Origin of the sequence: Brevundimonas sp., from assembly GCF_046295075.1 — a bacterium.
Taxonomy (GTDB): Bacteria; Pseudomonadota; Alphaproteobacteria; order Caulobacterales; family Caulobacteraceae; genus Brevundimonas.
In genome coordinates this window covers 52,982-72,724 of the sequence record NZ_JBKBOC010000012.1, presented here as the reverse complement: position 1 = coordinate 72,724, position 19,743 = coordinate 52,982, and the positions used below count along the sequence as shown (strand labels likewise).

The window sequence follows — 19,743 nt, the reverse complement described above, 5'->3', positions numbered from 1 at the left end:
CCAAGCGGGCGCGGCGGTAAAGCGCATTTTAACCCGACCCGGAGATAAATGCGGCTGTGAAACTCGCCGCTGAAAAAGAAATCGCCGCCAAGATCGCCGCCGCCAAGGCGAAGCTGGTCGTGGTCGAGACGAAGCCCAACCCGGTCGCCGCCCTAGGCGCCGCTGCATTCGCCGCGACCGCGGCCGTGCTGATGGCGGGCGTCGTCATCGTCGGTCCTGGCGTTCACTTCGACGATCCGACGATGACCGTTACGCGCTAACGATTGCCGGTGCGGAAGCGCCAGGCGTCGTCGGCCGCCCGCATTGGCGCGCGCGCCTTGTGCTGGGTTTCGGCGTATTCGGCCGCAGGATCGCTGTCTGCGACCACGCCCGCGCCGGCTTGGACGAAAATCCGGTCGTCTGCGAACAGGGCGGTGCGCAGAGTGATGCAGATGTCCGCCTCGCCGCCGGCCGAGATATAGCCGACGCCGCCGCCGTAGCCGACGCCGCGCTTTTCGGTCTCCAGCTCGTCGATCACTTCCATGGCCCGCACCTTGGGCGCGCCCGACAGGGTGCCGGCGGGAAGCGCCGCCAGCAGGGTGTCGACAGCGTCCAGGTTCGGGTCGGCCTTGCCGCGAACATTGGAGACGATGTGCATGACCTGGCTGTAGCGTTCGACGACGAAGCTCTCGGTCACCTCGACCGTGCCCGGCGCGGCGACGCGGCCGACGTCGTTGCGGCCCAGGTCCAGCAGCATCAGATGCTCGGCCCGTTCCTTGGGATCGGCCAGCAGTTCGACTTCCAGCGCCTTGTCCGCCTCTGGGGTCGCGCCCCGCATACGGGTGCCGGCAAGCGGTCGGATGGTGACCTCGCCGTCCTTCAGCCGAACCAGAATCTCGGGGCTGGAACCGGCCAGCTGGAAGCCCTCAAAGTTCAGATAGAACAGATAGGGCGAGGGGTTCTGGCGACGCAGGGACCGATAGAAGGCGAACGGATCCTCGGTCCAGGGCGCCGAAAACCGGTGGCTGAGCACGACCTGGAAGATGTCGCCCGCGCCGATGTAGTCCTTGGCCTTGGCGACCATTTCGCCGAACGAGGCCTCGTCCACGGCTGAGGTGAAGGTCGGCGCTGGCGTTTCCTGCGGCGCGGCGCGGACGGGCAGGGGCTCGCGCAGCGCGGTCTCGAAGGCGTCCAGTCGCGCCACGGCGGCATCGAAGGCCTCGCGCGGGGCGATGCCGGCGTCGGGATAGGCGGCGGAGACCAGAACGATTTCGTGACGCACGGAATCGAAGATGGCGACCAGCGACGGACGGGTCAGAACGGCGTCCGGCAGATCCAGCGGATCGGGGTTGGGCGCGCCCAGCGGCTCCAGCAGACGCACCATGTCGTAACCGAAGACACCGAACAGACCGGCGGCCATGGGCGGCAGGCCATCGGGAAGGTCGAACTTCGACGCTGCGATCAGGGCGCGCAGCGATTGCAGCGTTGGCAGGGCTTCGGGCGTGAACCGCCCCTCGGCGATGTCCGGCCCGCGCGACAGTTCCGCAGCATTCGAACGACAGCGCCAGACGACGTCCGGGTCCAGCGTCAGGATCGAATACCGTCCCTTGACCGCACCGCCTTCTACCGATTCCAGCAGACAGGCGTAGGGGCGGTGGCGACCGAGCTTCAGATAGGCCGAGACCGGCGTTTCCAGGTCGTCGATGATCCGGCGCACCACCACCTGCGGCCTGCCGGCCGAGAGGCCGGAGGCGAAGGCGTCGAAGTCGGCTTGCCCCGATACGGCCTCGGTCATTGCGCCGGGGCTGCGGGCGTCGCGTCGGCCGAAAGGCCCAGGGCCGAGCGGGCCTGAACCGGGTCGTTCTTGGCCTTGGAGCGTTGGGCGCCGGCGGCGAAGGACGTCTCGACCATGGCCTGGACTAGTTCCTGCGTCAGACGCGGACGAACCTGTTCGGCCAACGGACCTGCCGCGGCGGGATTGGCGGCAAGGACGTTGTCCACGCGACCAACGACATAGGCGGTTTGCGACGCGGGTTGCGAGAAGGCTTGGCCCTTGGACTGGCCGAACAGACCTTGCAGCACGCCCTGACCCAGCGAGTCCTGCGTCGCCTGGTTGCGAACGACGCCGGTTCTGACCGTCAGGGGCGCATTGACCGAGCGGGCCACGGCGGCGATGTCCTCGCCGTTGCGGACGCGGGTGGTCAGTTCTTCCGCCTTTGTCGAAAGACGACGCATCGTTTCGCGCTGGATCCATTGGGCCGTCAGGGGCTCGCGCACCTCGGCCAGGGTCGGCAGGGCCGACGGACGGATGTCGTTCACGCGCACGGCGAAATACTGGCCCTGGCCGGCGTCGATCACGTCGCTTTCGCCGCCCTTGGTCAGACCCCAGGCCGTCTCGAAGATTTGCGGCGGGGCGTTCAGCGCCTGGGCGTTCGGCAGCTTGCCGTCGCGGGTGAAGGGCGGCAGATCGACCACGCGGCCGCCGGCTTCGCGGGCGGCGTCGGCCAGGTTCTTGCCGGACGTGCGGGCGGATTCGTATTTCTCGACCTTGGCGTAGGTTTGGGTCTTCACGTCTTCGGCGCGCAGTTCCTGGATCAGTTCTTCACGTGCGCTCTCCAGCGTCGCAGGCGCTGCGGGCTGGATTGCTGTGACCTTGGCGACTGCGAAGCCGACGCCGGCCTGGACCGGGTCGGAAACCTGGTTGGCTTGTAGGCCGAAGACGGCGCCGGCCGTCGCGGCGTCGCCGATGGCCGAACGCGGAGTGGCGTCGAAGGTCGCCGGCGTGACGTTGTTGGCGCGACCGGCGTCGGCAGGCGACTGGCCGGCGCGCAGGGCGGCGGCGATCTTCTGGGCCGTTTCGCGGTTGGGCGCCGTCAGGGTGACGAAGGTGCGGGTTTCGGGCTTGCCCAGAGTGTCCTTCTTGAACTCGAAACGCTCGCGGATGCGGTCGTCCGAAATCGGCGTCGCGGCCGAGGCTTCAGGCGTGAACAGGACGACGGAGACCATGCGGAACTCCGGCGCACGCAGGCGTTCGGCGTTTTCCTGGATGAAGGCGTTCAGCTGGGCGTCGGTCGGGGCGGGGACCTGGCCCGCCATTGCAGACGTGACCTCGAACCAGCGACCGTCGCGGCTTTCGAAGGCCGAGCCGGCCAGCAGCGCGCCATAGATGCGCGGCACGCGGGCGCCGGCGAAGACGGCCGCGCCGAAGTGTTCGGTGACGTATTGGTCGCGCAGGTCCTGTTCCAGCATGGCCGGGGTCAGGTTCTGCTGGGCCAGGGCGGCCTCATAGGCCTGTTGGTCGAACTGGCCGGTGACCGAGTTGAAGAAGGCCGGGATCTGGCGGATCTGCTTGACGATCAGTTCCTTGCCGGGGCGGATGCCCGCCTTCCAGGCCCAGTTCAGGAAGCCCAGCTGCTGGGTCTGCTCGGTCAGGAACCGGGTGTGGATGTTCTCCGCGACCAGTTCCTCGTTGGTCAGAGGACGGCCGACCTGCTGCTGCAGGCGTTCACGCACCTGATCGAAGGCCGTGCGGAACTCCACCTCGTTCATCGAACGGTCGCCCGCATCGATGACGTGCTTGGGACCCAGGTTCGAGAACACGTCCATCCGCGCGCCGACGATCACGAAGCTGATCGCGATCAGGACAAGGAGGGCGGCCGCCCATTTGGATCGAGAGAAGGCGCGGAAGGCGGTGAGCATTCGAAAACCCGAGACTGGCCGAGATTGGGGCCGATGTTGGCGTCAGTGGTCGCGTATAGTCGGGCCGGGCACGCTGCTGCAAGGACGGCATCGTGTTCGGATTGCGGCGGAGCCCCTTGGCTTCGCGGTTTTCGCCTTCTAGAGAGGCGGCCATGAAACAATCCGTGAAGTTGATCGTCGGCAATTGGAAGATGAACGGCCTGTCGGCCGCCTTGGCGCAGGCTGAAATGATAAGAGACGCCGTCAGCGCAGCGGGGCAGGGGCCTAGGGTCGTTCTGTGCCCGCCGGCTACGCTGATCGACCGGATGCGTGCGGCGCTGGCGGGCAGCGACGTCGCCGTGGGCGGTCAGGACTGCCATGAGAAGCCGGTCGGCGCCTTCACCGGCTCGGTATCGGCGGAAATGCTGGCCGATGCGGGTGCGACCGTCGTGATCCTTGGGCATTCGGAACGCCGCACCGCCTTTGGCGAGACCGATGCTGACGTTGCCGCCAAGGTCGAGGCCGCCATCGCTGCGGGGCTGGAGCCCATCGTTTGCGTCGGCGAAACGCTGGAGCAACGCGAGGCGGGCGAGGCCATCGCCGTTGTGTCCGCACAGGTCGAGGGTTCCTTGCCGATGGGTCTGTCCGAGCGCGACTTCGCCGTGGCCTATGAGCCGGTATGGGCCATCGGGACCGGTCTGACGCCGACGCTGGAACAAATCGCCGAAGTCCATGCCGCCATCCGTGCCGCCATGATCAAGCGGCTAGGCGACAGCGCGCGAACCGCGCCGATCCTGTACGGCGGCTCGGTGAAGCCCGAAAACGCCCAGGACATTCTGGCCACGCCGGAAGTCGGCGGCGCCCTGGTCGGCGGGGCGTCGCTGAAGGCCGAAGATTTCATGCCTATCGTCAAAGCGGCCGCCTGACGTTTGCTCCGAGCCGGCTTCGATGATAGAGGCCGCCGCTTGATCGGCGCAGATCCGCGCCCACATGAATGACGCCATGCTCCAGACCATCCTGCTCGTCGCCATCATCATCATCGCCGTGTCCCTGACGGGCGTGGTGCTGCTTCAACGTTCCGAGGGCGGCGCCCTGGGCATGGGCGGCGGACCGTCGGGCTTCATGACGGCGCGCGGCGCAGGCAACCTTCTGACCAAGGTGACCTGGATCCTGGCCTTCCTGCTGTTCGGCCTGACCATCGTCCTGACCGTTGTCGGCAACATGGACCGCGCTTCGGTCTCGGTGATCGACGCCGACGCCGTCGGCTCGCTGGCCACCACGCCGCAGACGCAGCAGCAGGCGCCCGCCCAGCAACAGCCCGCCCCTCCGGCCCAGCCGACGGCTCCGTCGCTCGACGACCTGGAAGCCAGCCTGCCGTCGGCGACGACGTCGCCGGCCCAGCAGCCCGCCCAGTAAGGGTCAGGCCAACGACCCGACTTCCCGAAAGCGCGCCGCAGGGCGCGCTTTCTTCTTTTGATCAACAGTTCGATTCGCAGCGGGCGATGCGCCGTTCGCGAATCATGGAGTAAGGTGTCCGCCCATGGCTCGCTATGTGTTCATCACCGGCGGCGTGGTTTCCTCGCTAGGAAAAGGCCTCGCCTCCGCCGCTCTCGGCGCTCTTCTGCAGGCGCGTGGCTACAAGGTCCGTCTGCGCAAGCTGGACCCCTATCTGAACGTCGATCCGGGCACGATGAGCCCGTACCAGCACGGCGAGGTCTTCGTGACCGACGACGGCGCCGAGACCGACCTGGACCTGGGCCACTATGAGCGGTTCACCGGGGTGTCGGCGGCCAAGTCCGACAACATCACCACGGGCCGAATTTATTCGACCATTCTGGAGAAGGAACGTCGCGGCGACTATCTGGGCGCGACCGTCCAGGTCATTCCCCACGTCACCGACCAGATCAAATCCTTCTGCCTCACCAAGGCCCTGACAGATGACGGGGAAGAGGTCGATTTCGTCCTGGTCGAGATCGGCGGCACGGTCGGCGACATCGAGGGCCTGCCCTTCTTCGAAGCCATCCGTCAGCTGGGCCAGGACCTGCCGCGCGGTCAGTCCTGCTTCGTCCACCTGACGCTGCTGCCCTTCATCAAGACCGCCGGCGAGATGAAAACCAAGCCGACGCAGCACTCGGTCAAGGAACTGCGCTCCATCGGCATTCAGCCGGACATCCTGCTGTGCCGTTGCGAGTTTCCGATCCCCGCGGAAGAGAAGCGCAAGATCGGTCTGTTCTGCAACGTGCGCGAAAGCGGCGTGATCCAGGCGATGGACTCGGCCGACATCTACGCCGTGCCGCTGGATTACCACCGCGAAGGTCTGGACCGCGAAGTCCTGGCCCATTTTGGCCTCGACGACGCACCCGAGCCCGACCTGACGATGTGGCAGGAGATCGCGCGGCGCCGCCTTCAGCCGGACGGCGAAGTCACTATCGCCGTGGTCGGCAAATATACTGTGCTCAAGGATGCCTATAAGTCCCTGATCGAGGCCCTGCATCACGGCGGTGTGGCCAACAACGTCAAGGTCAACATCGACTGGGTCGAGGCCGACACCTTCGAAGGCGACCCCGAGGCCTGCGAACAGCGGCTGCAAGGCGCCCATGCCGTCCTGGTGCCGGGCGGATTCGGCGAGCGCGGCTCGGAAGGCAAGATCGAGGCGGCGCGATTTGCCCGCGAACGCAACATTCCCTATTTCGGCATCTGCTTCGGCATGCAGATGGCGGTGATCGAAGCGGCGCGGAATCTGGCCGGCTATTCCAAGGCCTCTTCCACCGAGTTCGGCCCGACCGCCGAGCCGGTCGTCGGCCTGATGACCGAATGGACGCAAGGCAATCAGCGGGTCCTGCGTCAGCAGGGCGGCGACCTGGGCGGCACCATGCGCCTGGGCGCCTATGATTCGACCCTGACGGCCGGATCCAAGATCGCCGAGATCTATGGCTCGACAGCCATCAGCGAGCGTCACCGCCACCGCTACGAGGTCAACATCAACTATCGCGAGGCGATCGAGCAGAAGGGTGGACTTGTCTTCGCCGGACTGTCGCCCGACGGCGTCCTGCCCGAGACGGTCGAGCGCCCGGACCATCCCTGGTTCATCGGCGTCCAGTATCACCCGGAGCTGAAGAGCCGACCGTTCGCGCCGCATCCGTTGTTCGCCAGCTTCATCGGCGCGGCTGTGGTGCAAAGCCGCCTCGTCTGAGGGAACGCCGTTCACGGACTCGGTCAGGTCTGCGTTGTGCAGTATGATGCCCAGACGGATCGATTTGACCCAATCCGGGATGTGGCGGGACCGTCGATGATCGGCGAGTTGCTTTATCACCTGCACCGGCATGTCCGCCTGGTGCTGATCGCCGGCGGGCTGATGCTCGTCCTCGGTGTGATTTTGCTCGGCTATGAGGCCGTGCGGCATAGGGGTGAGCCGCCGGCCCGCCCAGCCGAAGCCGGACGGGCCTGAGCCGTCAGTCGATCTTCAGCCGCATGAAGATCATCGCCCCATCGGGATCGCCGCCGTAAAGCGGCTCCAGCGCTGTCGGCACACGGTTCATCGCATAGAGACCGCCGAGACCGAACCGGACGTGTTCGGCGATCCGCCAGTCACGCACCACGCCGACCGACGCCTTGCCGACCGTGTAGAGCGGACCGTGGCCGCCGCCGACGCCGGGAACCAGTTCGTCCGTTTCGATCCGCTCCGCACGAGCGAAGACCGTCCAGCGGTCGTTGGGGTGGACGGCGGACTCCAGCAGCCAGCCGTCTTTCGACTCGTCGTGATCGTTGGTCTTGCGGCCCAAGGCCAGGGTCGAGGACCACCAGCCGGTCTCGCCCAGCCGCCGGGTGTGGATGGCGCTGGCCGACCATTTGGTCTCGTCCTCGTCCGGCTCAAGCTGTTCCGGCGCGGAAACATCGGCGTAGGAGGCCTGAAGCGACCATTCGTCGGTCGGGTTCCAGGCCGCCCGCACGGACCAACTGTCCAGCCGTGGCGAATCGATGCCCCAACGTTCCTCGTCCGGTTCGCGTCCCTTGAAGGCCGAAGTCTCGATCTTGAACCGGTCATGCGCCCAGCCCAGGGTGGTCACGCCGAAGACGATATGGGTCGAGTCCAGCCAGTGGTGGGTGATCGGCGCCTCGGGGCTGTCCATCGCGCTCATGCGGTGCATGAAGGCAGGCGGACCGAAGGCGGGTTCGCCTGGCAGGCCGATGTAGCCATAGACGCTGTCCTTGTCTGACAGACGCTTCGAATAGCTGGCCGACAGCTCCATGAAGAGGTCGTGCGGATGCTGGCGATCGACCAGGGGACTGACCCCGTCCGCCGTCTCGCCCGCGGCCAGAAGCAGCGGATAGCCGGACTTGCCCATCAGCGGGTCGGGGCTGAGCATGGCGCGCAGGTTCAGCGTCGAACCGTCGTCGAAGTCGCGCCGCGCCGAGGTCATCAACATCCCGGCGACAAAGGTCTTGTCGCCGCCGCGCGAGCCGGACTGGGTATCATAGACCAAGTTGAGCATGGCGTGGGTCATCACCATCCAGTCGCCCCGGACGGTGTGGATGCCGCCATGTTCGCCGGCGTCGGGTTGCCAGCCGGTGCCCGAGGCGTCGCGGCTCATGGGCCAAGGGCCGTAGGGGCTGGTCATCGCATGACCCATGCTGGCGTGATCAACTGGCGTCGCAACTGACATCGGCATCGGCATGTCGTGGCCAGCGTGCGGGTCAGCAGCCGGTTCGGTCGTGGTCGGTGGAGCGTGTTGCGAATGATCCTGCGCCGCCGCGGCTTGAGCTAGGGCGAGCAGGGAAACGCCGGCGCAGGCGCTGGCGAGAATACGGATAGCCATTCAAGGCCTCCTCTGATGGTCGTGACGGATTGCGCCTGTGAGAGGCGCGAGCGGTGTCAGACGATCAGGAGGCGGGGTGGGCCGGGTTCGGGCGACAGAAGCCGACCGACAGGCATGTCGATCAGTCCGGCGGCAAGACGTGCGGGTGAGACCTTCAAGCCGGACAGGGGCGCGGGATCCAGTGTCGGTGTCGCCACGCAGGCGACGCAACAGATCATCGCCTTCATGGCCTTGGGGGCGTGGCCGGGAGCCTCGCCCGGCATGGGCTGGCCTGTTTCATGGCAAGGCGCTGCCGCAGCAGGCGACGCGGACGCGCCGACCGTGCCGAGCGCCAGCACCGCCAGGGCGCCGATCAGCAGCAACAGGGATTGAAGGATCTTCACTGCGTCAGGATAGGCGTCGGGGAGGCGCGTCGCAATGCGTCAACGGGTCGGCTTCTTGTCCACCAGCGGCAGGCCGGGGGCGTCGGGGGCCGCCGAACCGCCTTGACCCAGCGCTCGCTGCATGAAGACCACGTCGCGCCAGTCGTCATGCTTCCATCCCGCCGCCTTGAAAACGCCGGCGTCGGTGAAGCCGCGCGTGCGATGCAGGGCGATGGACCCTGTGTTCTCGGAATCGCCGATCACCGCCACCATCTGACGAAGCCCCATCGCCTCGCAGCGCGCGATCAGGGCATCCAATAAAGCGCCGGCGACGCCGCGTCCCCTGGCCCAGGGCGCGACATAGATCGAGTCCTCCACCATGTAACGATAGGCCTGACGGGTGCGGAAAGGCCCGGCATAGGCGTAGCCGGCGACCGCGCCGTCGATCTCGACCACAAGTCGCGGCAGGCCGAGAGCTTCGACCCCGGCCAGCCGGGACGCCATCTCCATCTCGTCAGGCGCCTCCAGCTCGAAGGTGCCGCGACCATTAGCGACACTCTCGGCATAGATGGCCGTTATCGCGGCGATGTCGTCGGGAAGGGCGTCGCGAACCGTCGGTGCGCTCACGCCGTCTCCCAGCCCTTGTCGATGGCCCAGACGGCGAAGGCGTAGTCGTGGGCGACCTCCTTCAGATAGTCGAACCGGCCGGCCGCGCCGCCGTGCCCCGCTTCCATATTGATCTTCAGCAGAACCGGCTTGCCCGAGGTCGTGGCGGGCCGCAGCTTGGCGACCCACTTCTCCGGCTCCCAATAGGTGACGCGCGGATCGGACAGGCCGCCTGTGGCCAGCACCGCCGGATAGGCCTTGGGCTCGACCTGATCGTAGGGGCTGTAGCTCATCATGTAATCGTAGGCGGCCGGGTCTTCGATAGGATTGCCCCACTCGGGCCACTCGGGCGGCGTCAGCGGCAGGGAGGTGTCGCTCATCGTGTTGATCACATCGACGAACGGCACCTGGCCGATGATGCCGGCCCACAGGTCGGGACGCATATTGTTGACCGCGCCCATCAGCAGGCCGCCGGCCGATCCGCCTTGGGCGACGATGTTGCCGGTCGCGGCGTATTTGCGATCGATCAGATGTTCGGCGGCGGCGATGAAGTCGGTGAAGGTGTTCTTTTTCGTCATCTTCCTCGCGTCGAGGAACCAGCCCCAGCCCTTGTCGGACCCGCCACGAATGTGGGCGATGGCGTAGATCCATCCACGATCCACCAGCGACAGCCGGTTGGTCGAGAAGCTGGCGGGCATGGGGATGCCGTAGGAGCCGTAGCCGTAGAGCAGCAGGGGCGCGGAGCCATCCACCGGGGTAGATTTGCGGCGCAGCACCGTGACCGGCACCAGCTGTCCGTCCGAAGCGGGGGCGTTCAGACGCTCGACCACATAGTCTTCGATATTGTGGCCAGACGGGATCTCCTGCGTCTTGCGCAGGGTCCGCTCGCGCGTCGCCATGTCGTAGTCGAAGGTCTGGGTCGGGGTTGACGGCGAGTTGTAGGCGTAGCGGGTGGTCGTCGTCTCGAACTCGGATGCGCCTGCCAGCGACAGGGCGAAGGCGGGTTCGTCGACGGCGATCTCATGCTCCTCGCCGGCGCGGTCGCGGATGATGATCCGGGTGTTGGCGTCGGCGCGTTCCTGGCGAGCCAAGTGGTCGCTCGTCAGGTCCAGGCCTTCGATGAAGCGCCCGGGCGTGTGGGGGACGAGGTCAGTCCAGTTCGCCTTGCCCGGCGTCGCGGTCGGGGCCTGGACGATCTTGAAGTCTATGGCGTCGTCCGCATTGGTGCGGATCACCCAGCGATCGCCCCAGTGATCCGCGTCGTAGCGGATGGCCACCACACGCGGCTCAAGCATGACGGGTTCGGCCGTGGGGGTCGCGGAGGGAATGTAGCGCGCCTCCGACGTTTCCTGGTTCTGGATGCTGATGACGATGAACTGGTCGTCAGCCGTGCGGCCGACGCCGATGAACATGCCGTCGTCGGCCTCTTCATAGACCAGGGTGGTCTCGCCGCCCTTGGCCGGACGGCGGAAGATCTTGTCGGGACGGCCGTTGTCGTCGCGGTTGGTCCAGAAGATCCACTGGCTGTCCGGCGAGAAGACGAAGTCGCCGGTGGCGCTGTCGATCACGTCCGGCAGGACTTCGCCGGTCGCCAGGTCCTTGACGTAGATCTTGTGGACCTCGGAGCCCTGCGCGTCTTCGGCATAGGCGAACAGGGTGTGGTCCGGGCTGTGGCTCGCGGCCGAGACTTCGGAATAGGCCTTGCCTTTGGCCAGTTCGTTGGCGTCCAGCAGCAGTTGGGGCGTGGGGGCCATGACGAAATTCTTCGTCACCGGCTGACCGTCCACCATCCACGTGCCCTGGCGCTCGACCCGCATGTAACGCGGATGCTGATCGCCCGTCTGGTATTCGACATAGTAATTCCAGCCGCCGTCCGGCGCGGGGACGGAGCTATCGTCCTCCTTGATGCGACCGCGCATCTCCGCAAACATCGTCTGCTGCAGGGGGAGGGTGGAGGCCATCATGGCCTCGCGATAGGCGTTCTCGGCCGTCAGATGCTCCTTGACCTCGGCCTTGATCAGGGTCGGGTCGCGCAGCACGGCCTGCCAGTTGTCGTCCTTCATCCACTGATAGTCGTCGGTCCGGGTGCGGCCCAGCTGCTCGATGACGACGGGAATCTTCTTGGCGACGGGCGGTTGAGGCATGGGAGATCCGGTGGACTGGCGAGCGAGCGCGGGGGAGGCCGAGGCGGCAAGCGCCGTCGCAGCGGTGGACATGATCAGTTGCCGACGATTCATCGGTCGCTCCCCTTGATAGCCGAAGGTGAAGTTTGGGCGCGGCGGGCGTCGAACGTCAAATGAAGAAAAGCTGCGGCGCGTCAGCCTGCCAAGGCGTCCACCGTCATCCGTTGCAGCAGTTCGCCGCCTTGGCCGATGGCCGCCAGTCGGCTGGAGACATGGCCCAGCACATTGGCGGCATAGACTTCGTAGAGGTCCAGCTTGCCTTGCAGCCAGGCCGGATCGCCGTCCTGCGCATCCAGCTTCGCCTTGGCCGCCAGCGCGCCCTTGGCCAGCATCCAGCCGCCGACGACGTCGCCCAGTAGTTTCAGATAGGCGTCTGCCGCCGCCAGCACGTCTGCCGCTGCATTCGGATCGGCCTTCTGATCCAGCAGCCAGAGCGTGGCGTCCTGAACCGCCTCGATGGCCGTCGCGAACCGTTCGACCGGCTTGCCGCTGTAGAGACCGCCCAGATCAACCAGGGTAGCCTTCATGTCCGCGATCAGAGCCTTGGCCGATTCGCCGCCGTCCATCGACAGCTTGCGCCCGACCAGGTCCATCGCCTGGATGCCGTTGGTGCCTTCGTAGATCGGAGCGATGCGCGCGTCGCGATAGTATTGGGCCGCGCCGGTCTCCTCGATGAAGCCCATGCCGCCGTGGATTTGGATCCCCATCGAGGCGACCTCGCAGCCGACATCGGTGGACCAGGCCTTGGCGATGGGGGTGAACAGGTCTTCGCGACCCTTCCAGCGACGACGCTCATCTTCGGTCCCGGCGTGCTTGGCCAGGTCGGCGGCGACGCCTGTAGCCAGGCAGATGCCGCGCGCAGCCGAAATCTTGGCCTTCATCACGCTCAACATCCGGCGCACGTCGGGATGGTCGAAGATCGGGGCATTGGCTTCGCCGGTCCAGACCGAACGGCCCTGACGGCGGTCCAGCGCATAGGCGAGGGCGTGCTGGTAGGCGCGTTCGGCGATGCCGACGCCCTCGACGCCGACGGCCAGGCGGGCGGCGTTCATCATTACGAACATATGGGCCAGGCCCTGGTTCGGTTGACCGACCAGTTCGGCGGTCGCGCCTTCATAGCTCATGACGCAGGTGGGCGAGGCGTGGATGCCCAGCTTGTGCTCGACCCCCACCGGACGGAAGGCGTTACGGTCGCCGAGACTTCCGTCGTCCTTCACCGCAAACTTGGGCGTCAGGAACAGGCTGATGCCTTTGGGGCCTTTGGGCGCGTCAGGCAGGCGGGCCAGCACCAGATGAATGATGTTGTCGGTGGCGTCGTGATCGCCCCAGGTGATGTAGATTTTCTGGCCGTTAAGGGCGTAGGTGCCGTCGCCGTTCGGCGTCGCCGTGGTGATCAGAGAGCCCAGATCGGAGCCAGCGCCGGGCTCCGTCAGCACCATGGCCCCGGTCCATTCGCCGCTGACCAGTTTGGTCAGATATTTGGCCTTCTGCTCTTCCGTTCCGACCTGCTCCAACGCCTCAATGGAGGCCAGGGACAGCATGGGGCAAAGGCCGAAGGCCATATTGGCGGCATGGACGGTCTCGTAAGCCGCGAGTTCAAGCGCCTTGGGCAGGGCCTGACCGCCGGCCTCTGTCGGGGCGGACAGGCCGGTCCATCCCCCGGCCGCAAACTGGCGATAGGCGTCGGCGAAGCCCGGCGCGGCGGTGACGGAGCCGTTGGCGTAAGTCGAACCCTTCTGGTCGCCGATCCGGTTCAACGGCGCCAGCACCTCTTCCGAGAACTGGCCCGCCGCTTCCAGCACGGCCAAAGCGACATCGGCGTCATAGTCGGGAAAGGCGCCGGTCGCCGCCACATCGGCCATGCCGGCCACCGCCTCCAGGGTGAAGGCCAGGTCTCGAACGGGGGCGCGGTAGGTCATGGGTTTCCTCAATCGTCGTTGCGGCCTAAGTGCCGCGTCGGGGCCTGTCGCTGCAAGCGTCTTGGCGACGCGCCCTATCTGAGTGCAAGGTGACGTAGTGCCGTCACGGAAGGGAAGACATGGGCGAGCCCCGCAATCGATATTCGACCGTTTCCCTGCTGTTTCACTGGGGCATTGCCCTGGCCGTCCTGCTTCAGGTGCTGCTGATCACGGCGCATGAGAATACGGAAGGGCCGATTTCAGGCCAGTTCGTGATGCTGCACAAGTCGCTGGGCCTGACGATCCTGACGCTGACCCTGGCGCGGATCGGCTGGCGTCTGGCCCATCCGGCCATCCCTCTGCCGTCCGGTCTTCCGCGCTGGCAGCGGATCGCGGCGCGCGTCAGCCATGTGTTGTTCTATCTGGCGCTGATCGTCATCCCCATGACCGGCTGGCTGGCGTCATCGGCTGGCGGGCGCGCGATCGAATGGTTCGGCCTGTTCGCCTGGCCGCTGCTGCCCATCGGGGGAGGACGCGATGCGGCGCGCAGCCTGATGGGTCTGCATGAGTTGGCGGTGAAGGGGCTCTACGTCCTGATCGCTCTGCATGTCCTGGCGGCGCTGAAGCATCAGTTCATCGACCGGGACAATGTGCTGCACCGGATGATCCCGATCATCCCCCGCCGGCCGTGAGCGAGACGCCGGATCAGGCGGCGCTGGCGCTGGCGAACGGCGATCTTATCCTGCTGCCGACCGAGACGGTCTATGGGCTGGGCGCCGATGCGAGCAATGCCCAGGCGGTGGCGGCTATCTTCGCCGCCAAGGGAAGACCTAGATTCAACCCACTGATTTCCCATGTCGTCGATGCGGATGCGGCGGCGGCCATCGGAGCATTCGGTCCGGCGGCACGCGCCCTGGCCGAGGCCTTCTGGCCCGGTCCCTTGACGCTGGTCACGCCGGTTCGGGACGCTACGCGCGTCTGCGATCTGGCACGCGCCGGATTGGACAGCGTGGCGATCCGCGTGCCCGCCCATCCGATGGCGCGAGCGGTGTTGGCGGCGTTCGGTGGCCCGGTCGTGGCGCCGTCGGCCAATCGCTCGGGACGGCCAAGCCCCACGACGTTCGCCGATGCGGTAGACGAGACCGGCGTTGCAGTCGCCGCCGCCGTCGATGGCGGTTCGTGCCAGGTTGGGTTGGAGAGCACGGTCGTGTCGGTGCTGGACGGACGTGTCGCCCTGCTGCGGCCGGGAGCCGTCACCCGATCCGAGATCGAGGCGCTCGTCGGCCCGCTTGCGGACAGCGGAGAAGGGCATCGGTCGCCTGGGCGGTTGACCCTGCATTACGCTCCTGATGCCCCGGTCAGGATCGAGGCGCAGGAGGCGAAGAGCGGCGAAGTCCTGCTGGGGTTCGGCTCCGGCGTCGGCGATCCGCGCTGGAGTTTGAGTCCAGCGGGCGACCTGCGAGAGGCGGCGGCCAATCTGTTTCGGCTGTTGCGCGAGGCGGACCGGACACATCCGGTCGGAATCGCCATTTCGCCGATCCCGATGACGGGCTTGGGCGAGGCCATCAATGATCGTCTGAGACGAGCCGCAGGCTTCGTCGGTTAGCCGAACCGGGCCTGGAGATCGACGCTCGACTGGCGGCCGACGCTGGGCAAGCAGGTCGTGAGCCAGTCGTCCGCGGCGGCGCGACCGCGCGCTTTCAGGTCGTTGAGGAAGCCCCATTCGGTATTGAACTTTGACCGCAACGACAGGTCCGACAGCCAGCCGTCCGCCTCGATGGCATGCAGGCGGACGTGGCGATAGGGGCCTGATCCGCCGCCCTTGAGCTGGCCTTGGGCGATCAGCTCGCCGGCGAGGGCGATGGCGCGCAGTTCGGCGACCAGGGGCGCGTTGAAGACGATCTCGTTCAGCCGATCCACGATGTCGCCGGCGCTGCGGGGCGTCTCGTCGCGCGCCAGGGGGTTCAGCGTCACCAGCAGCACGTCATCCGGTGTATCCTCGCCGGTCAGCGGCCAGAGCGGCGGATTGGTCAGATAGCCGCCGTCCCAATAGAGCTCGCCGTCGATCTCGACCGCCTGGAACAGATGGGGCAGGCAGGCAGAGGCCATCAGGACATCGGCGTTGATCTCGTGCGTCTCGAAAAGCCGGGTCTTGCCTTGGCGGACGGCGGTTGCGGCGACGAACAGCCTTATATCCGAGGCCTGAACCGCGCCGAAATCGACGGCCGCTTTCAGAACCCGATTCAGAGGATTGTGGTTCAGTGGATTGAATTCATAGGGGCTCATGGACATCGCCAGCGTTTCTCCGGCGCGCCAGAATGGGTTGTCCTTGATCCAGTCGGGCGGCTGGGCGGCGTTCCACATGGCGCTGTCGCCAAAGACGTTGCGACCGCCGGACTGGTTGACCTCGCGCCACAGCTTGTCCAGCGCAGCACGGGCGTCGCCGGTCGCCAGCCCGGACACCAGGGCCGCGCCGTTCATGGCTCCGGCCGAGACGCCGGACACCGCGCGGACATCCAGCCGGTCGTCTTCCAGCAGCCGGTCGAGCACGCCCCACTGAAAGGCGCCGTGCGCGCCGCCGCCCTGAAGCGCGAGACAGACGGGGCGACGGCCCGTGGCAGCAGGCAGATCTTCCGCCGGGTGGGCGGTCTTGCGTTTGAAGATCGCCATGGTCGCCCCAGTCTGAAATTATTGAGCGGTCCAACCGCCGTCGATGGAGAAGCTGGCGCCATTCGCCGAGGCGCCGAGATCGCTGACCAGATAGAGGAATATCCCGGTCAGTTCGTCCGTGGTCACGAATCGCTTGGTCGGCTGGGCGGCCAAAATGACGTCGGTCAGCACCTGCTCCTCGGTCATGTTGCGGGTGCGGGCCTGGTCCGCGATCTGTTTCGTCACGATCGGCGTCTCTACGAAGCCGGGGCAGATGGCGTTGCAGGTGATGTTGTCCCGCGCCAGTTCCAGCGCCACCGTCTTGGTGAAGCCGATGACGCCATGCTTGGCCGCGACATAGGCGGACTTGAACGGACTGGCGACCAGGCCGTGGGCCGAGGCCATGTTGACGATCCGGCCTCGCCCTTGCGCCTTCATGATCGGGATCGCGGCGCGGGTGGCGTAGAAGGCCGAAGACAGGTTGATGGCGATAATCTTCTCCCACTGGTCGGTGGGGAATTTCTCGACCGATTCGACGTGCTGGATACCGGCGTTGTTGACCAGAATGTCCAGGCGGCCGAGTTCGCCCTGGGCGAAGGCGACCATGTCCGCGATCTCTTCGCCGCGCGTCATGTCGGCGGGATGGTAACGCACGCGAACCCCGGACGAGGCTTCCAGGTCGGCGCGCGTGCGCTCGATCTCGGCTGGATCGCCCAGGCCGTTCAGGACGACGTCGCCGCCGCCCGCCGCCACGGCCCGCGCCAACGCCAGGCCGATGCCGGATGTCGATCCGGTCACGATCGCAACCTGGCCCTTCAAATCGCCGATCATGCGCAGCGCGGGCGTGTCGCCTTGGACATCAGAGGATATTTCGGGCCGTTGCGACATGGATCCGCCTTGGGTTCTTTTGCGGGAGACTAACGGCAGGACAGGGCAGGGATCAAGAATTTCCCGATCTGATGAATATCCATTCGCTTTCGGTCGAGGCGGCCTTGTCGAACGTGTAGCCGTCGCGGTCGAAAGCCTTCAGGTCCGCCACCCGTTCCACGCGCTCGTCGATGGCGAAGCGGGCCATGGCGCCGCGCGCCTTCTTGGCGAAGAAGGAGACGATGCGGCTCTCGCCGTTCTTCTCTTCGCGGAACTGCGGCGTCACGACCGGCAGCTTCAGCGCCTTGGCGTCCACGGCGCCGAAATATTCCTGGCTGGCCAGGTTGACCAGGGTGAGATCGGTCTGGCCTTCGGCGTCTTCGTTCAGTTGTTTGGAAATCCGCTCGCCCCAGAAGTCGTACAGGCTGGTCCCGCGCCGGGTCTTCAAGCGCGTGCCCATTTCCAGGCGATAGGGCTGAATCCGGTCCAGCGGCCGCAGCAAGCCGTAAAAGCCCGACAGGATGCGAAGATGGTCCTGGGCGTAGGCCAATGACTTGGCGTCGAGTTCGCGCGCCTTCAGCCCCTCATAGACGTCACCGGCGAAGGCGAAGGCGGCCTGGACGCCATCGGTCGATTCAGAATCGAAAGCCTTGAAGCGCGCGACGTTCAGGGTCGCCAGATCGTCGGATATGCCCATCAGGCGGCGAAGATCGGCCTTGGTCTGGCGCCGTGCGGTCGTCGCCAGGCTAGCGGTATCCTCGACGAATCGACGTTCAGTGCCGGGTATCGCTGGATCGGCCTCGGTGAAGTCGAGCCGTTTGGCGGGAGAAAGGACGATCAGCAAAAGACGCAACTCCGTGGTGTGCCCGCCCACATAGGGTGCTTCGATGACGATTTGAACCGGAGTGCGGCGACGCCACGCCTTACGTTTCTAAACGCGACCAGCCCAGCTTGCCGAGGACCTCCATCGGGCGGAAGTCGGCCTTGTAGTCCATCTTGGCCGAGCCCTGGACCCAATAGCCCAGATAGACGAAGGGCAGACCCACCAGCGCGGCCTGACGGATGTGATCGAGGATAGCGAACCGGCCCAGGCTGCGGCGCTCCATCGTCGGGTCGTAGAAGCTGTAGACCATCGACAGCCCGTCCTTGAGCAGGTCCGTCAGGGTTACGGCGACCAAGTCGCCAGGCCCGCCGTCGGAGGAGTGCAGACGATATTCGATCAGGTGCGTGCGGACGGCCGTGTCCTCGACCATGGCGACATAGTCGAGCCAGCCCATGTCGCTCATGCCGCCGGTCGGGTGGCGGGTCGTCAGGTAACGGCGAAGAAGCTGGAACTGCTCGGTCGTGGCTTCGGCCTCGACCAGGCTGCGCGACAGATCTTCGTTGCGGGTCAACACCTTGCGTTGCGAACGGCTGAAGGCGAACTCGGGCACGGGTAGACGCACGGACACGCAGGCGTCGCAGGCCTCGCAGGCCGGGCGATAGGCGATGTTCTGGCTACGGCGGAAGCCAGCGATGGTCAGTTCGTCGTTGACGTGGGCGCCGTCGGAGAAGGGCAGATTGGCGAAGACCTTCCGCTCGGTCTTGCCCGGCAGATAGGGGCAGGGCGCGACCGAGGTCATGAAAAACCGGAGCTGGCGGGTCGGTACGTGCTGGGTCACGGCCTCAGGTCCGCATCCGATCTTGCCAATATTGCGACAGGTGAACGCCCATCGCGCGATTTGGCGTCATTCGTTGCCGGGCTGCAAGCGTGTTCGCGTCGCAGCCGAGCGGGATCACAGCGAGGTGTCCATCGGCAGGACGGGCGCCTCGCGCAGCAGGACGATGGCGATGCGGCGGTTGCCGGCCAGGGTGGGATCGTCTGGATAGAGAGGATCGGACCCCGCCTTGCCCGCCACCGAATAGACCCGGTCGGGATCGACGCCGGCCGATTGCAGCACCAGGCGCGAGCCATTGGCGCGTTCGGACGACAGGCTCCAGTCCGCAGGCGCGCTGGCGCGGTTGGAACCAGCCGTCGCGCTGGTGTGGCCGGTGATAGAGATGCGGTTCGGCAGTTGGTTGATGACCTTGGACACCGCGCGCAGCAGCACCTGGGCGCGCGCGTTCGGTCGTGACGAGTTGTTGTCGAACATCGACCGGCCTTCCTGATCGACCAGCTGGATGCGCAGGCCCTCGGGCGTCTGGTCTACGATCAGCTGTTTCGACAGCTCGGCCAGTTCCGGCATCGACTGCATGGCTTGGCGCAGGGATTCGGCGGCGCTGGCGAACTCGGCGGCTTCGCGTTTCTGGATTTCGGCCTGAAGGGCGGCGTCGCTGGCGGACGACAGGCTGGAGCCGGTCTGGTCAGTGGCCGGAGCCTCGGGCGCAAGTTCTTCCAGCACCGATTGCGAGCCCGAACTCTTGGGACCATCGTCGCCCAGAGAGGTGCCGCCCAGGATGCCGCCAGAACCCGATGTCGTCTCGGACACGCTGGCTGGTGCGAAATACTCGGCGATGCCGCGCTTCTGCTCGGGGTCGGTCGTGTTGATCAGCCACATCAGTAGGAAGAAGGCCATCATCGCGGTCACGAAGTCCGCATAGGCCACCTTCCACGCGCCGCCGTGGTGGCCTCCGCCGGAGACCTTCTTGACCTTCTTGATGAGGATCGGGCGATCGCTCACGGACATGGAATCTGATCCCCAGGAATGGTGCGCCATTGTGGGCT

General features: G+C 66.2%; 19 protein-coding genes. 7 read left to right on the top strand and 12 right to left on the bottom strand.

What is annotated here, in order from left to right; translation table 11 throughout:
- Window positions 1–56 precede the first annotated feature (56 nt).
- Window positions 57–260, top strand: a complete 204-nt coding sequence (locus tag ACK4MH_RS10765; protein WP_409718005.1) for a peptidoglycan-binding protein — start codon at window positions 57–59, stop codon at window positions 258–260.
- Here ACK4MH_RS10765 and trpE read toward each other — a convergent pair.
- A complete protein-coding gene (gene trpE, locus ACK4MH_RS10760; RefSeq protein WP_409718002.1) occupies window positions 257–1,774 on the bottom strand; it encodes an anthranilate synthase component I in 1,518 nt (505 codons plus the stop codon). The two genes, ACK4MH_RS10765 and trpE, sit on opposite strands and share 4 nt — an antisense overlap.
- On the bottom strand, window positions 1,771–3,678 hold the full coding sequence (locus ACK4MH_RS10755; protein ID WP_409717999.1) for a SurA N-terminal domain-containing protein: 1,908 nt from the start codon (window positions 3,676–3,678) through the stop codon (window positions 1,771–1,773). Before ACK4MH_RS10755 ends, trpE begins: the two co-directional genes overlap by 4 nt.
- A gap of 152 nt (window positions 3,679–3,830) precedes the next feature.
- Between ACK4MH_RS10755 and tpiA the strand changes: the two genes are divergently transcribed.
- The 4 genes from tpiA to ACK4MH_RS10735 all read left to right on the top strand — a co-directional run bounded on the left by tpiA (window position 3,831) and on the right by ACK4MH_RS10735 (window position 7,105).
- A complete protein-coding gene (tpiA, locus tag ACK4MH_RS10750; protein WP_409717996.1) occupies window positions 3,831–4,583 on the top strand; it encodes a triose-phosphate isomerase in 753 nt (250 codons plus the stop codon).
- Window positions 4,584–4,647: 64 nt separating this feature from the next.
- Entirely contained in the window at window positions 4,648–5,073 is a 426-nt protein-coding gene (gene secG, locus ACK4MH_RS10745; RefSeq protein ID WP_409717993.1) for a preprotein translocase subunit SecG, read from the top strand.
- A 124-nt stretch (window positions 5,074–5,197) separates the two neighbouring features.
- Window positions 5,198–6,850: a CTP synthase gene (locus ACK4MH_RS10740; RefSeq protein WP_409717990.1), complete on the top strand. Its 1,653-nt coding sequence runs from the start codon at window positions 5,198–5,200 to the stop codon at window positions 6,848–6,850.
- Between the two features lie 96 nt (window positions 6,851–6,946).
- Window positions 6,947–7,105: a hypothetical protein gene (locus ACK4MH_RS10735; RefSeq protein ID WP_409717987.1), complete on the top strand. Its 159-nt coding sequence runs from the start codon at window positions 6,947–6,949 to the stop codon at window positions 7,103–7,105.
- A 4-nt stretch (window positions 7,106–7,109) separates the two neighbouring features.
- Here the strand turns inward: ACK4MH_RS10735 and ACK4MH_RS10730 are convergent, their stop codons facing one another.
- The 5 genes from ACK4MH_RS10730 to ACK4MH_RS10710 form a co-directional block, all read right to left on the bottom strand.
- Entirely contained in the window at window positions 7,110–8,474 is a 1,365-nt protein-coding gene (locus ACK4MH_RS10730) for a hypothetical protein (RefSeq protein WP_409717984.1), read from the bottom strand.
- A 56-nt stretch (window positions 8,475–8,530) separates the two neighbouring features.
- Window positions 8,531–8,857, bottom strand: coding sequence for a hypothetical protein (locus tag ACK4MH_RS10725; protein ID WP_409717981.1), 327 nt, complete (start codon window positions 8,855–8,857; stop codon window positions 8,531–8,533).
- Between the two features lie 39 nt (window positions 8,858–8,896).
- Complete coding sequence (locus ACK4MH_RS10720) at window positions 8,897–9,463, bottom strand: N-acetyltransferase family protein (protein WP_409717979.1); 567 nt, start codon at window positions 9,461–9,463, stop codon at window positions 8,897–8,899.
- On the bottom strand, window positions 9,460–11,679 hold the full coding sequence (locus ACK4MH_RS10715) for a S9 family peptidase (RefSeq protein WP_409717976.1): 2,220 nt from the start codon (window positions 11,677–11,679) through the stop codon (window positions 9,460–9,462). The genes ACK4MH_RS10720 and ACK4MH_RS10715 overlap by 4 nt, the downstream gene beginning before the upstream one ends.
- Window positions 11,680–11,759: 80 nt before the next feature.
- Complete coding sequence (locus ACK4MH_RS10710; protein ID WP_409717973.1) at window positions 11,760–13,544, bottom strand: acyl-CoA dehydrogenase; 1,785 nt, start codon at window positions 13,542–13,544, stop codon at window positions 11,760–11,762.
- A gap of 119 nt (window positions 13,545–13,663) precedes the next feature.
- On the opposite strand from ACK4MH_RS10710, the gene ACK4MH_RS10705 reads away from it, so the two are divergent.
- Complete coding sequence (locus ACK4MH_RS10705; protein WP_409717970.1) at window positions 13,664–14,215, top strand: cytochrome b; 552 nt, start codon at window positions 13,664–13,666, stop codon at window positions 14,213–14,215.
- Window positions 14,212–15,129, top strand: a complete 918-nt coding sequence (locus ACK4MH_RS10700) for an L-threonylcarbamoyladenylate synthase (RefSeq protein WP_409717967.1) — start codon at window positions 14,212–14,214, stop codon at window positions 15,127–15,129. Before ACK4MH_RS10705 ends, ACK4MH_RS10700 begins: the two co-directional genes overlap by 4 nt.
- Here ACK4MH_RS10700 and ACK4MH_RS10695 read toward each other — a convergent pair.
- The 5 genes from ACK4MH_RS10695 to ACK4MH_RS10675 all read right to left on the bottom strand — a co-directional run bounded on the left by ACK4MH_RS10695 (window position 15,126) and on the right by ACK4MH_RS10675 (window position 19,705).
- Window positions 15,126–16,193, bottom strand: a complete 1,068-nt coding sequence (locus tag ACK4MH_RS10695) for a patatin-like phospholipase family protein (RefSeq protein WP_409717964.1) — start codon at window positions 16,191–16,193, stop codon at window positions 15,126–15,128. The genes ACK4MH_RS10700 and ACK4MH_RS10695 overlap by 4 nt on opposite strands.
- A gap of 18 nt (window positions 16,194–16,211) precedes the next feature.
- Entirely contained in the window at window positions 16,212–17,003 is a 792-nt protein-coding gene (locus tag ACK4MH_RS10690) for a 3-hydroxybutyrate dehydrogenase (RefSeq protein ID WP_409718055.1), read from the bottom strand.
- Between the two features lie 109 nt (window positions 17,004–17,112).
- Window positions 17,113–17,883, bottom strand: a complete 771-nt coding sequence (gene yaaA / locus ACK4MH_RS10685) for a peroxide stress protein YaaA (protein ID WP_409717961.1) — start codon at window positions 17,881–17,883, stop codon at window positions 17,113–17,115.
- A gap of 79 nt (window positions 17,884–17,962) precedes the next feature.
- Complete coding sequence (locus ACK4MH_RS10680) at window positions 17,963–18,700, bottom strand: arginyltransferase (RefSeq protein WP_409717958.1); 738 nt, start codon at window positions 18,698–18,700, stop codon at window positions 17,963–17,965.
- Window positions 18,701–18,814: 114 nt separating this feature from the next.
- Window positions 18,815–19,705 carry a flagellar motor protein MotB gene (locus ACK4MH_RS10675; RefSeq protein ID WP_409717955.1) on the bottom strand — a complete coding sequence of 297 codons (891 nt, stop codon included), beginning with the start codon at window positions 19,703–19,705 and terminating at the stop codon, window positions 18,815–18,817.
- Window positions 19,706–19,743 lie beyond the last annotated feature (38 nt).